The 11,875-nt window shown below is 72.1% G+C and carries 12 protein-coding genes and 2 tRNA genes; 10 read left to right on the top strand and 4 right to left on the bottom strand.

Features of this window, described 5'->3' with window-relative positions:
- Nucleotides 1–80: 80 nt before the first annotated feature.
- A complete protein-coding gene (locus ACUYMY_RS08720; protein ID WP_481703187.1) occupies nucleotides 81–869 on the top strand; it encodes a ZIP family metal transporter in 789 nt (262 codons plus the stop codon).
- A 64-nt stretch (nucleotides 870–933) separates the two neighbouring features.
- On the opposite strand, the gene ACUYMY_RS08725 is transcribed toward ACUYMY_RS08720, so the two are convergent.
- Nucleotides 934–1,017: transfer RNA gene (locus tag ACUYMY_RS08725), tRNA-Leu, on the bottom strand.
- Between the two features lie 169 nt (nucleotides 1,018–1,186).
- Between ACUYMY_RS08725 and ACUYMY_RS08730 the strand changes: the two genes are divergently transcribed.
- Entirely contained in the window at nucleotides 1,187–2,080 is an 894-nt protein-coding gene (locus ACUYMY_RS08730) for a hypothetical protein (RefSeq protein ID WP_481703188.1), read from the top strand.
- Here ACUYMY_RS08730 and ACUYMY_RS08735 read toward each other — a convergent pair.
- A tRNA-Leu gene (locus tag ACUYMY_RS08735) sits at nucleotides 2,059–2,145 on the bottom strand. The two genes, ACUYMY_RS08730 and ACUYMY_RS08735, sit on opposite strands and share 22 nt — an antisense overlap.
- A gap of 149 nt (nucleotides 2,146–2,294) precedes the next feature.
- Between ACUYMY_RS08735 and ACUYMY_RS08740 the strand changes: the two genes are divergently transcribed.
- A complete protein-coding gene (locus ACUYMY_RS08740) occupies nucleotides 2,295–3,617 on the top strand; it encodes a M20/M25/M40 family metallo-hydrolase (RefSeq protein ID WP_481703189.1) in 1,323 nt (440 codons plus the stop codon).
- 17 nt (nucleotides 3,618–3,634) lie between these two features.
- Nucleotides 3,635–4,789, top strand: a complete 1,155-nt coding sequence (locus ACUYMY_RS08745) for an acyl-CoA dehydrogenase family protein (RefSeq protein WP_481705016.1) — start codon at nucleotides 3,635–3,637, stop codon at nucleotides 4,787–4,789.
- A gap of 12 nt (nucleotides 4,790–4,801) precedes the next feature.
- On the opposite strand, the gene ACUYMY_RS08750 is transcribed toward ACUYMY_RS08745, so the two are convergent.
- Nucleotides 4,802–5,035 (bottom strand): DUF5703 family protein, encoded by a 234-nt coding sequence (locus ACUYMY_RS08750; protein ID WP_481703190.1) that lies wholly within the window; start codon nucleotides 5,033–5,035, stop codon nucleotides 4,802–4,804.
- A gap of 120 nt (nucleotides 5,036–5,155) precedes the next feature.
- Between ACUYMY_RS08750 and ACUYMY_RS08755 the strand changes: the two genes are divergently transcribed.
- The 3 genes from ACUYMY_RS08755 to mshC are packed head-to-tail and all read left to right on the top strand — an operon-like array spanning nucleotide 5,156 to nucleotide 7,630.
- Entirely contained in the window at nucleotides 5,156–5,461 is a 306-nt protein-coding gene (locus ACUYMY_RS08755; RefSeq protein WP_481703191.1) for a hypothetical protein, read from the top strand.
- A gap of 36 nt (nucleotides 5,462–5,497) precedes the next feature.
- Nucleotides 5,498–6,337, top strand: a complete 840-nt coding sequence (locus tag ACUYMY_RS08760) for an undecaprenyl-diphosphate phosphatase (protein WP_481703192.1) — start codon at nucleotides 5,498–5,500, stop codon at nucleotides 6,335–6,337.
- Between the two features lie 9 nt (nucleotides 6,338–6,346).
- Nucleotides 6,347–7,630: a cysteine--1-D-myo-inosityl 2-amino-2-deoxy-alpha-D-glucopyranoside ligase gene (mshC, locus tag ACUYMY_RS08765; protein WP_481703193.1), complete on the top strand. Its 1,284-nt coding sequence runs from the start codon at nucleotides 6,347–6,349 to the stop codon at nucleotides 7,628–7,630.
- An 83-nt stretch (nucleotides 7,631–7,713) separates the two neighbouring features.
- Here the strand turns inward: mshC and ACUYMY_RS08770 are convergent, their stop codons facing one another.
- Complete coding sequence (locus ACUYMY_RS08770; protein WP_481703194.1) at nucleotides 7,714–8,613, bottom strand: PAC2 family protein; 900 nt, start codon at nucleotides 8,611–8,613, stop codon at nucleotides 7,714–7,716.
- A gap of 141 nt (nucleotides 8,614–8,754) precedes the next feature.
- Between ACUYMY_RS08770 and ACUYMY_RS08775 the strand changes: the two genes are divergently transcribed.
- Genes ACUYMY_RS08775 through ACUYMY_RS08785 form a run of 3 tightly spaced genes read left to right on the top strand, consistent with a single transcriptional unit; the run spans nucleotide 8,755 to nucleotide 11,709 of the window.
- Nucleotides 8,755–9,498: an HAD family hydrolase gene (locus ACUYMY_RS08775; RefSeq protein WP_481703195.1), complete on the top strand. Its 744-nt coding sequence runs from the start codon at nucleotides 8,755–8,757 to the stop codon at nucleotides 9,496–9,498.
- A complete protein-coding gene (locus ACUYMY_RS08780) occupies nucleotides 9,495–10,637 on the top strand; it encodes a site-2 protease family protein (RefSeq protein ID WP_481703196.1) in 1,143 nt (380 codons plus the stop codon). Before ACUYMY_RS08775 ends, ACUYMY_RS08780 begins: the two co-directional genes overlap by 4 nt.
- A 52-nt stretch (nucleotides 10,638–10,689) precedes the next feature.
- Nucleotides 10,690–11,709, top strand: a complete 1,020-nt coding sequence (locus ACUYMY_RS08785; RefSeq protein ID WP_481703197.1) for a tRNA (adenine-N1)-methyltransferase — start codon at nucleotides 10,690–10,692, stop codon at nucleotides 11,707–11,709.
- Nucleotides 11,710–11,875: the final 166 nt, after the last annotated feature.

An 11,875-nucleotide genomic window follows, 5' to 3' on the forward strand; every position in this document is an offset into this window, starting at 1 on the left:
GCCATTCGGGCCGTGGCAGGGAACGGCAAGTCCTGAGTGTCGCCTTCCCGCCCGTCCGCTCGCGGGCAATACTGGGCCGCATGTGGACCTCGCTGCTGTTCGGCGCCGTGGCTTCCAGCGCCCTGATCATCGGAGCGATCATCGGGGTTCGCTTCGAGCTCCCCAAGCGGCTCCTGGCCATCCTCCTCTCGTTCGCGGCGGGCGCCCTCATCACCGCTCTTGCCTTCGAGCTGTTCGAGGACGCGCACCAGCACGGGGGCATCTGGCGGGCGGCCATCGGCCTGTTCGTCGGCGCCCTCGTGTTCACCGTCCTGAGCGCGCTCCTGGACCGGTGGGCGCAGCCCGGCAACCGCACCAAGCCCGCGGACGAGTTTCGCGGCAGCGCGAAGCTCGACACAGACGCCGCCGTGCAGGAGCGCCCGGCATCGGCGACCTCGGCCAGGGGGGCCGCTGGCCTTGCCCTGCTCGCCGCCGTGACGCTCGACGGCGTGCCCGAGAACGTCGCGCTCGGCGTCTCGCTCGGGGAGGGGACGGGCGGGCTCGCGCTCCTCGCCGCGATCTTCGTCTCCAACCTCCCGGAGGCGCTCGTGGGGGCCGCGTCGATGAAGGAGCGCATGTCGTCACCGGCGATCATCGGCCTCTGGACGGTCTGCGGGGTGCTGCTCGTCGCCGCCGTCGTCATCGGGGCAGGCCCGCTGTCCGGCAGCGAGCCGGAGACCATCTCCCTTCCGCTCGCCTTCGCGGCCGGCGCCGTGATCGCCTCGCTCGCGGACACGCTCATGCCGGAGGCCTACGAGCACGGCGGCCCGGCCGTCGCCCTCAGCACGGCCGCGGGCTTCGTCGTCGCCTACACGCTCTCGCTCGCCTGATCGGCGGGGCGGCAAACACGCAGAAGGCCCGGGAATCCGTGGATTCCCGGGCCTTCTGCCTCTGTGCGCGGAGGGGGACTTGAACCCCCACGCCCTATTCGGGCACTAGCACCTCAAGCTAGCGCGTCTGCCATTCCGCCACCCGCGCAGGCGACTGTTTCGACGAGGAACACCATGCTTTTCCTCCCCGGCAGCGATATAGAACAATACACCATTCCTGGCCTGCTCGTGACCACCGCTGCCGCGGCCGGAGGCCACACCGCCCCAGCGGCGATCGGCTCCTTTACGCCTGATTCGGCCGGACCTAGCCTCTGGACATGAACCGTGACGGAGCCGCCAAGGCGGACCGGTCCTTCCGGATGCGGGCGGTGAAGCCCGTCGCCTGGACGCTCGCGGGCATCGGCGCGTTCGTCCTCTTCGGCATCGTCGACCTGGCCACCCTGCCAGGCTGGGCCAACCCCGCCTACGAGTGGCAGGTCCCCCTAGATGCCAGCTGGGGGAGCCTGTTCACGTTCGTCCTGGCATTCGCCTATGGCTGGACCGCACTCTGGCCATCGAAATCCTGGCCGGCCATCGTCCAGATCGTCGTCGCAGGCATGGCGATCTGCCTCGGCGGCGTGCTCGGGTGGGACGCCCGTCCACTCCTCGTGGGGATTCCCGTCCTCGGAACGGGCGTGCTCCTGGCGTGGCTCACGCGAGAAGCAGCCGGAGCGCTTCCGCGGGTGAGGGGCTTCAGCTGGCCACTGTGCGTGCTCGCGGCGGCGGGAGTGCCGCTGTGGCTCGGCTACGTGCTCGTCGCGGTGGAGGGGTCCCGGTCCGCGATGGAGGGCACCGATGAAACGGTCGACACGCTGGGCCTCGACCACTGGCCGCTACAAACGGCTGTGGGCCTGACGGTGGCGGCGTGCGCGGTGGTGACGGCGGTCTGGCCGCCCGGGCGGGCGCTCATGCGGGTCAGCGTGAGCGTCTCGGCGGCGTACATCGGCGTCGCCATGCTCGCCTTCCCCGACCGGAGCGGCGCGATGCCGGGATACCTGTGGGGCGTGTCGATGGTCCTGTGGGGGGTCCTGATGGCCCTCCCGCTGCCCCACGGCAGTCGGATCGGGGACGACGCGGAGGACGTGCCCCAAGGGCTCTCCCAGAGGCCGGGAACGCACGGAAGCCCCGGTCCGAGGACCGGGGCTTCCCGTGGTGCGCGGAGGGGGACTTGAACCCCCACGCCCTATTCGGGCACTAGCACCTCAAGCTAGCGCGTCTGCCATTCCGCCACCCGCGCAGGCGGCCTCCCGAGCGTCAACACCGTGTGTTTCCCTCCCGGGCAGCGAGTAAGACTCTACACGATTCGGGGCCGAAAGCTGAAATCGCGCGGCGCCCCGGCCGGCGGGCGGGACTAGGCTGGGGGAAGCCCAGCACCGAGGAGGATCCATGTCCGTCAGCCCCGCCGCCAGCCACGTTCCCGCCGAAGACGAGGTCGTCGGGATCTGCCGCGACCTGATCCGCTTCGACACCTCGAACTACGGCGACGGCACGGGCCCCGGCGAGCGGTCGGCGGCCGAATACACCGCGGGCCTGCTTGCGGAGGTCGGCCTCACGCCGGAGATCTTCGAGTCCGCGCCCGGCCGCGCGTCGGTCGTCGCGCGCATCGAGGGCACCGACCCGGGCGCGGGCGCGCTCGTCGTGCACGGCCACCTCGACGTCGTCCCCGCGCAGAAGGAGGACTGGAGCGTGGATCCCTTCGCCGCCGAGCTGCGCGACGGCCTCATCTGGGGCCGCGGGGCCGTGGACATGAAGGACATGGACGCGATGATCCTCTCGGTCGTGCGCGAGATGCAGCGCACGGGCACGCGCCCGCGCCGCGACCTCGTGATCGCGATGTTCGCCGACGAGGAGGCCGGCGGCACGTACGGCGCGCGCTGGGCCGTGGACAACCGCCCCGAGCTCTTCGAGGGCGCGACGGAGGCCATCAGCGAGGTCGGCGGCTTCTCCGCGGAGATCGGCGGCAAGCGCGCCTACCTCCTGCAGACCGCCGAGAAGGGCCTCCAGTGGCTGCGCCTCACCGCCACGGGCAGGGCCGGCCACGGCTCGCAGACCAACCCGGACAACGCGGTCACGACGCTCGCGCGCGCGATCGCGAACATCGGCTCGCACGAGTGGCCCATCGAGCTCACGGACACGACGCGCCGCTTCCTCGACGGCGTCACCGAGCTGACCGGCGTCGAGTTCGACCCGGACAACCCGGACATCCTGCTCAAGGAGCTCGGAACCCTGGCCCGGTTCGTCGGGGCGACGCTGCAGAACACCTCGAACCCCACGATCCTCCGCGCCGGCTACAAGGAGAACGTCATCCCCGGCGCGGCCGAGGCGCGCATCGACGTGCGCACCCTCCCCGGCCAGGACGAGCTCGTCCTCGCCAAGCTCAAGGAGCTCGCGGGCGACGGCGTGGAGTTCAGCCACGTCCACCGCGACGTCTCGCTCGAGACCCCCTTCTCGGGCTCCCTCGTGGATGCGATGGTCGCCGCGCTCGACGCCGAGGACCCCGGCGCGACGGTCCTGCCCTACACGCTCTCGGGCGGGACGGACAACAAGTCCCTGAGCCGTCTCGGCATCACGGGCTACGGCTTCGCGCCGCTCCAGCTGCCCGCCGACCTCGACTTCGCGGGCATGTTCCACGGCGTCGACGAGCGCGTCCCCGCCGAGTCGCTCCGGTTCGGCGCGCGCGTGCTGCGCCGACTCCTCACCACCTACTGAGGGCGCGCCGCATGCCCGTGGACCCCGAGGCAGTCCTGCCCGAGGAGCTCCTGGCCGGGATCCGCTCGCGCGCCGCGGGCTACGACGAGCGCAATGAGTTCCCGCGCGAGGACCTCGACGCCCTCGCCGCGGCCGGCTACCTCAGGGCGTTCGTCCCCGAGGCCGCAGGCGGGCTGGGAGCCGGCCTGGCCGACGTCGTGCGCCTCCAGCGGCGGCTCGCCGCGGCGGCACCGGCCACGGCCCTCGCCGTCAACATGCACCTCGTGTGGACCGGCGTCGCGAGGGTGCTCGGGGACCGGGGCGACGCCTCGCTCGCCGTCGTCCTCGAGGAGGCCGCCGCGGGCGAGGTGTTCGCCTTCGGCGTCTCGGAGGCGGGCAACGACGCGGTGCTCTTCGACTCGTTCACCGACGCGGCGCCGGACGGCGAGGGCGGCTACTGCTTCACCGGCACCAAGGTCTTCACCTCGCTCGCGCCGGCATGGACCCGCCTCGGCACGTTCGGCAAGGACACCTCCGGCGAGGAGCCGCGGCTCGTATGGGGCTTCCTCCGCCGCGACGAGCCCGGCTGGCGGCACCTCGACGATTGGGACGCCCTCGGCATGCGCGCGAGCCAGTCCCGCACCACTGTCCTCGAGGGCGCGCACATCCCTGTCGAGCGGATCGTGCGGACTCTCCCCGTCGGACCCAGCCAGGACCTGCTCGTCTTCGGCATCTTCGCGGTCTTCGAGTCGCTCCTCGCCGCCGTCTACACGGGCATCGCCGAGCGGGCGCTCGAGCTGGCGGTCGAGGCGGCCCACCGCCGACGCTCGCATCGCAGCGGCGGGCGGCCCTACTCGCAGGACCCTGACATCCGCTGGCAGCTCGCCGAGGCGGCCATGGCGGTCGACGCCGTTCTGCCGCAGCTCGAGCGCGTCGCGGCCGACCTCGACGGACTCGTGGACCGCGGGGCTGCGTGGTTCAGGGCTCTGAGCGGGCTCAAGCACCGGGTCGTCGAGACGGCCGTGGCGGTCGTCGGCACGGCGATGCGCGTGGGCGGGGGAGGGGCCTACTTCAGGGGCAGCGAGCTTGAGCGCCTCTACCGCGACGTGCTCGCGGGGCTGTACCACCCCTCGGATCCGGAGTCCGCGCACGCCACCGTCGCGAACGAGCTCCTCGGGCCCCTCGAGGACTGAGGCCTGTCAGGGCTACGCGGTCCGCGAGACGACCATGACCTTGCGCCGGAGCCAGTACTGGCGCCCGCCGCCCATGTACAGGCGGGAGCGCTCGAGCTCCCAGCGGCCGTACTCCGAGTGCTCGCGCACGCGCTGCCGTGCGTCCGCGAGGGAGTCCTTCGGCCCGACGGAGAGCACCAGGTACTCGTACTGGCGCGCTGCGCTCCCCCCGTCGACCGGGGCGGTGGTGAGGATCCGCTCCTTCATGGCCCTCGCTTCCTCGTGCTGCCTGTTGCTGGCGCCGCGGGATGGCGGCGGGCGGGACACGCCGTCGTGAGCACCGTGGCTCCCTAGCAGGCCCCGCTGTTTCAGACTACCGTGGCCCCCATGAGCATTGACCCGCGCGTGGCCCTCGGTTCGCTGACAGCCGCACTCGAAGAGCACCTCATCGCCGCCGCCTCCAGGCGCTCCGACGAGGACCCCGCCGTGGAGGCCGCGTTCTTCGCTGTCGCCGACGCCTTCGAGTCCTACGCGGACGCGCTCTACGACGCCTACGGCGAGGATCTCCCGATCGACCTCGTGGACTCGGACGACGAGGATGAGGACGACGAAGAGGACGAGGAAGACGAGGACGAGGAGGACATGGACGAGGCGGAGGCCGGCGCCGGACGGGACGCTGCGCGCCGCACCTGAGCGGGCCACCGAGGTTCGCCGACTAGAGTGGCGAGCGTGAATTTCCTCGAAGCCGCCTTCCTCGGGCTCGTCCAGGGCCTGACGGAGTTCCTGCCCATCTCCTCGAGCGCCCATCTTCGGATCGTCGGGGAGTTCCTGCCGAATGCGCAGGATCCGGGCGCGGCCTTCACCGCGATCACCCAGCTCGGCACCGAGACCGCCGTCATCATCTACTTCTGGCGTGACATCGTGCGGATCATCGGTGCGTGGTTCGGCTCGCTCATAGGGCGGGTCGCGCGCAACGACCACGACGCGCGGATGGGCTGGCTCGTGATCATCGGCAGCCTCCCCATCGTCGTCCTCGGGCTGCTCTTCCAGGACCAGATCGAGACGGTCCTGAGGAGCCTCTGGATCACGGCCACGACGCTCATCGTGTTCGGGCTCATCCTGGCGGTGGCCGACGCCCTCGGCCGACACGTGCGCACGCTCGACACGCTGGACACCCGCCACGGCATCCTCTACGGCTTCGCCCAGGCGCTCGCGCTCATCCCGGGCGTCTCCCGCTCGGGCGGGACCATCACGGCCGGGCTCTTCATGGGCTACACGCGTGAGGCCGCCGCCCGGTACTCCTTCCTCCTCGCGATCCCGGCAGTGTTCGGCTCGGGCCTCTTCCAGCTTGCCAAGAGCCTGGAGAACGGCTTCGACTCGGGCCCCTACGGGCTCCCGGAGACCGCGCTCGCGACGGCGATCGCGTTCGTCGTCGGCTTCATCATCATCGGCTGGTTCATGCGCTACATCTCCTCGCGCTCATACCGGCTCTTCGTCTGGTACCGGATCGGGCTCGGCGCCCTCCTGTATGTCCTTCTCGGATTCGGGGTCATCTCGGCGGGCCACTAGGCTAGTGGGGTGAAGACTTGGAGGCAGACCCCCGTCCCGCAGTTGCCCGGAACCAGCGGCTCAGTCCGGCTCTACGACTCGCGCCTGCAGGACATGGTCGACATCCCCGCCGCCCCCGAGCAGTCGCTCTACGTCTGCGGCATCACCCCCTACGACGCGACGCACCTCGGGCACGCCTCCACCTACGTGGCCTTCGACCTGCTCAACCGCCTGTGGCGCGACGCCGGCAGCACCGTCACCTATGTGCAGAACACGACCGACGTCGACGACCCGCTGCTCGAGCGCGCGGACAAGACCGGCGTCGACTGGCGCACGCTCGCCCACAGCCAGATCGCGCTCTTCCAGACGGACATGGAGGCCCTGCGGGTCCTCGCGCCCGAGCACTACGTCGGCGCCGTCGAGTCCATCCCCTGGATCGTCCCCGAGGTCGAGAAGCTCCTCGCCGAGGGCCTCGCCTACACGCTGGGCGGGTCCGAGGGCGAGCCCGATGGCGACGTCTACTACGACGTGACCGAGGCGACCCGCCGCGCCGAGTCCGACGACGAGGCGTGGCGCCTCGGGTACGTCTCCCACCTCACCGTCGCGGAGATGATCGAGGTCTTCGGCGACCGCGGCGGCGACCCCGACCGCCCCGGCAAGCACAGCCCGCTCGACCCGATCCTGTGGCGCGAGGCCCGCCTCGGCGAGCCCCACTGGGAGGGCGGAACGCTCGGCCGCGGCCGCCCGGGCTGGCACATCGAGTGCACCGTGATCGCCCGCCGCTTCCTCCCGGCGCCCTTCACCGTCCAGGGCGGCGGCTCCGACCTCGCCTTCCCGCACCACGAGATGGGGGCGGGTCACGCGTGGAGCATGGACCACAAGCCCCTTGCGAAGCACTTCGCCCACACGGGCATGGTGGGCCTCGACGGCGAGAAGATGAGCAAGTCCCGCGGGAACCTCGTCCTCGTCTCGAAGCTGCGCGCCGCGGGCGTCGAGCCCGCCGCGATCCGCCTCGCCATCCTCGCCAACCACTACCGCTCCGACTGGGAGTGGACCCAGGACCTCCTCGACGCCTCAGTCGCCCGTCTCGGGCGCTGGCGGGAGGCGCTCGCCCGCGCCGTCCCGGGCTCGGCCGAGCCGCTCCTGTCCGAGCTGCGCACCGCCCTCGCCGACGACCTCGACGCCCCGCGCGCCCTCGCCGCGGTCGACAAGTGGGCCGAGGACGCTGCCGCCGCGGGGCGGGGGGAGAGCGCGGACGACGGCGCGCTGGCCGCCGCCGCGGTCGACGCCCTGCTCGGCGTCGCGCTGCGCTAGGCCCCTTCCGTACCAGCACGTTGACACGGGCAGGGCCCGGCGGTTCCCCGCCGGGCCCTGCCCGTGTCGCGTCGATGCTCGGATCAACCCGCCCCGGGGGAGTCCTTGCCGCGGCGCTTGAGGTAGCGCTCGAACTCGCGCGCGATCGACTCGCCCGTGGCCTCGGGCAGGTCCGCCGTGTCCTTGGCCTCTTCGAGCTGGTGGATGTACGCGGCGACCTCCGGATCCTCTGTCGCGAGCTCGTTGACCCCCCGCTCCCACGCCTCGGCGTCCTCCGCGAGGTCGTTCGTGTCGAGCGGGACCTGCAGGAGCTCCTCGATGCGGTGCAGGAGCGCGAGCTGCGCCTTGGGCGAGGGCGCCTGGGCCACGTAGTGCGGCACGGCGGCCCAGAGCGAGACCGTCGGGGTGCCGTGATGGTCCGCGGCGTCGGCGAACACGCCGATGATCCCGGTGGGCCCTTCGTACTGGCTCGACTCGAGGCCGAGCCGCTCCTTGAGCTCCTCGTTCTCGCTCGTGGCTGTGACGGGGATCGGACGCGAGTGCGGGACGTCCGCGAGCAGGGCCCCGACGACGACGAGGTAGTCCACGTTGAGGTCCTCGACGTACTCGATGAGCTCGTCGGTGAAGGAGCGCCAGCGGTACGAGGGCTCGGTGCCCTGGACGAGCACGAGGTCCAGGGGGTGCCCCTCCAGGCGCGCGGTCGAGACCTTAGTCGTCGGCCACTTGATGCGCCGACGCCCCGAGCCCGCGCGGCGCACGGTGGGCCGCGTGAACTGGAAGTCGTAGTAGTCGTCCGAGTCGATCATGCCGACCTTCTGGGCATCGAAGTGGCGGCGCAGGAACCGCAGGGCATCGCTCGCCGCCTCGCCGGCGTCGTTCCAGCCCTCGAACGCCGCGAGCATCACAGTGACCCGCTCGCCCTCGGGCGGCGGGGGGAACAGGCCCGGGTGCGGTGCCGGGGCGTCGGCGTCGAAGTCGTCCATCGCTCCAGACTATGACGCCGCACGCCCCGTTGCATGGCCCTCGGCCCGGGTTCCGCACCTGTTTCGCCCACAGGGCAAAACAGCCTGCGGTGCCCTCCCGGCGTCCGGAGGCGCCCCCCTCGCCACCGTAGACTGGTGGATATGCGCCTCCCCGCCGAAAACCCTGCCTCCGGTCCTGCCCCCGGCGGACTAGCGCCGCTGCGCGCCGTCCTGTGGGACATGGACGGAACCCTGGTCGACACCGAGCCGTACTGGATCACGGCTGAGCACGAGCTCGTCGAGCGCTTCGGCGGCACCTGGACGCACGAGCAGGCCATGCGGCTCGTCGGCCAGGCCCTCAGCACCTCGGCGGGGATCCTCCAGGAGGCCGGCGTGCGCATGGAGGCCCGCGAGATCATCGACACCCTCACGGCCCGGGTCATCGAGCAGCTCGGCAGCGCCGTGCCCTGGCGCCCAGGCGCGCGCGAGATGCTCGACGCGCTCGCGGCGGAGGGCGTCCCGTGCGCGCTCGTGACGATGTCCGAGGCGCCCATGGTCCAGCGCATCCTCGGGCACCTGCCGGAGGGGACCTTCGCCGCGGTCGTCACTGGGGACTCCGTGTCCCGCGGCAAACCCCACCCCGAGCCGTACCTGCGCGGGCTCGCCCTGCTCGCCGACCAGCTCGGCGGGCTCGAGCCTGAGGAGTGCGTTGCCGTCGAGGACTCGACCCCCGGGGCGACCTCCGCCGTCGCCGCGGAGCTGGCCACCATCGTCGTGCCCAACGCCCTCGCGGTCCCGGTGCACCTCGGCGTCGAGCACTGGGAGACGCTCGAGGGGCGCGGACCAGGGGACCTCGCCTCGGCCCTGCGCGGGGCGGCCGTCCCGGCGGCCGGGGGCCCCGCGTGAGCGGCGAACCCGGGACCGAGACCGGGCGCCGCGAGGGAATCCGCCTCGGACGGATCGCGGGCGTGCCCGTCATCCTGGCCTACTCGTGGTTCCTCATCGCGGGATTCACGGTGCTCGTGTACGGTCCGACCCTCCAGGACCGCCAGCCAGCCCTCGGGGTCGGGGCCTACCTCGTCGCGTTCGCCTACGCCGTGCTCCTGCTGCTGTCCGTCCTGGTCCACGAGCTCGCGCACGCCCTCACGGCCCGCGCGTTCGGCTGGCCGAGCCAGAAGATCGTGCTGAACCTCTGGGGCGGGCACACCCAGTTCGAGTCGTACATCGCCTCACCCGGCCGCTCCGTCGCGGTGGCCCTCGCCGGGCCCGCCGCCAACTTCTTCCTCGCGGGCGCCGCTTGGGTCATCGTCTCGAGCGTCCACCTCACCGGGGTCGCGGACATCCTCGTGAACATCTTCATGTGGGCCAACTTCCTCATCGCCGTGTTCAACGTCCTGCCGGGCCTGCCGCTCGACGGCGGGCGGATCGTCGAGAGCGCCGTGTGGAAGGCCACCGGCTCCCAGGAGAAGGGCACGATCGCCGCCGGCTGGACAGGCCGCGGCATCGTCCTGTGCCTCGTCCTGTTCGGCGTCGTCCTCCCGGCCGCCCAGGGCGCGCCGGTGGACCTGCCGTTCGCGATGGTCACGCTCCTCGTCGCGGTGTTCCTCTGGCAGGGGGCCTCGGCCGCCATCCGGCACGCGGGCTTCCGTACGCGCCTCCCGGGCGTCGTCGCGGGCCGGCTGGCTGTCCCCGCTGTCGGCATCCCCAACTACGCGAGCGTCGAGCAGGCCGTTGCGGCGGGCGCCCAGGACGGTGTCGCCGTCGTGCTCTGCGCCCCGGACGGCAAGCCGCAGGGCGTCGTCGACCCCTCCGCCGTGGACCGCGTGCCGCCGGCGGCGCGCCCCACGACGCCGGTGACGGCGGTCGGCTACGCCCTCGCCCCGGGCGCGTACGTGCCGGACACCGCCGGCGGGCAGGAGCTCGTCCAGTACCTCGCCCAGCTCGCGGGCACCGAGTACGCCGTCGTGGATGCCGGCGGGCGCGTTGTCGGCCTCCTCAGCCAGCGCGACGTCGTGGCCGCGATCTCCGGCCGCCAGGCGCGCTAGCCTTCCCCAGAACCTTCCGCCGGTGCGCCCGGCGGACCGCAGAGAGGACACCATGACCCAGAGCACCCAGCCCGTCGCCGCGGACGGCCCCGTCGGGGCGGCCCTCCGCCGCGGCCCGTTCCGTGTCGGCGAGCGCGTGCAGCTGACCGACGAGCGCGGCCGCATGAACACGGTCACCCTCGCCGACGGGGGCGCGTTCCACACTCACAAGGGCTTCCTGAACCACAGCGAGATCATCGGCCGGCCGGACGGCTCGGTCGTGACCAACACCGCGGGGCACCAGTACCAGGCCCTGCGCCCGCTCCTGTCGGACTTCGTCCTGTCGATGCCGCGCGGCGCGGCCGTCGTGTACCCCAAGGACGCGGGCCAGATCGTGACGATGGCGGACATCTTCCCCGGCGCCCGCGTCGTCGAGGCCGGCGTGGGCTCGGGCGCGCTCTCGATCTCGCTCCTGCGCGCCGTGGGCGACGGCGGGTACCTCCACTCGTTCGAGCGGCGCCAGGAGTTCGCGGACATCGCGCGCGGCAATGTCGAGACGATCTTCGGCGGCCCGCACCCCGCGTGGCGCATCTCCCTCGGCGACTTCCAGGACGAGGTCGTCAAGGCCGAGGAGCCCGGCAGCATCGACCGCGTGGTCCTGGACATGCTCGCGCCATGGGAGTGCCTCGACGCCGTCGCGACCGTCCTCGCCCCGGGAGGCGTATGGATCAACTACGTCGCGACGGCGACCCAGCTCTCCCGCACCGCCGAGGCGATCCGCGCAGACGGCCGCTTCACCGAGCCGGACGCGTGGGAGTCGATGGTGCGCGGCTGGCACCTCGAGGGGCTCGCCGTCCGCCCCGAGCACCGCATGGTGGGGCACACTGGCTTCCTCCTCGTCACGCGCCGCCTGGCCGAGGGCGTCGAGCCGCTCGTGCGCAAGAAGCGCGCGAAGACGGAGTTCAGCGACGAGGACCTCAACGCATGGACCCCGGCCTCGGTGGGCGAGCGGCCGGTGTCCGACCGCAAGCTCCGCCGGGCCGCCCGGGACGCCCGCGCGGGGGTCCCGGAACAGGGTTCGGCCGAGGACTGACACGTCCTGTCCACCATCCGGAAACTGCGTGTAACTCTTTTGTTCCAAGCCGATTTGCTCGGGTTCGCCGGGGCGAGGTCGCGCTAGTGTCTTTTCATCAGGGCGCGTTCGGGTAGGACTCGGATGCAGGGTGGACCGCAAGGCCCGGCCCTCGGGTGGAGAAGGA

Source organism: Sinomonas sp. T428B (genome assembly GCF_056780155.1).

Bases quoted from the DNA above. Each gene is read 5' to 3' on its own strand.
- ACUYMY_RS08720 (WP_481703187.1), top strand. From the start codon at position 81: ATGTGGACCTCGCTGCTGTTCGGCGCCGTGGCTTCCAGCGCCCTGATC.
- ACUYMY_RS08730 (WP_481703188.1), top strand. From the start codon at position 1,187: ATGAACCGTGACGGAGCCGCCAAGGCGGACCGGTCCTTCCGGATGCGG.
- ACUYMY_RS08740 (WP_481703189.1), top strand. From the start codon at position 2,295: ATGTCCGTCAGCCCCGCCGCCAGCCACGTTCCCGCCGAAGACGAGGTC.
- ACUYMY_RS08750 (WP_481703190.1), bottom strand. From the start codon at position 5,035: ATGAAGGAGCGGATCCTCACCACCGCCCCGGTCGACGGGGGGAGCGCA.
- ACUYMY_RS08755 (WP_481703191.1), top strand. From the start codon at position 5,156: ATGAGCATTGACCCGCGCGTGGCCCTCGGTTCGCTGACAGCCGCACTC.
- ACUYMY_RS08770 (WP_481703194.1), bottom strand. From the start codon at position 8,613: ATGGACGACTTCGACGCCGACGCCCCGGCACCGCACCCGGGCCTGTTC.
- ACUYMY_RS08775 (WP_481703195.1), top strand. From the start codon at position 8,755: ATGCGCCTCCCCGCCGAAAACCCTGCCTCCGGTCCTGCCCCCGGCGGA.
- ACUYMY_RS08785 (WP_481703197.1), top strand. From the start codon at position 10,690: ATGACCCAGAGCACCCAGCCCGTCGCCGCGGACGGCCCCGTCGGGGCG.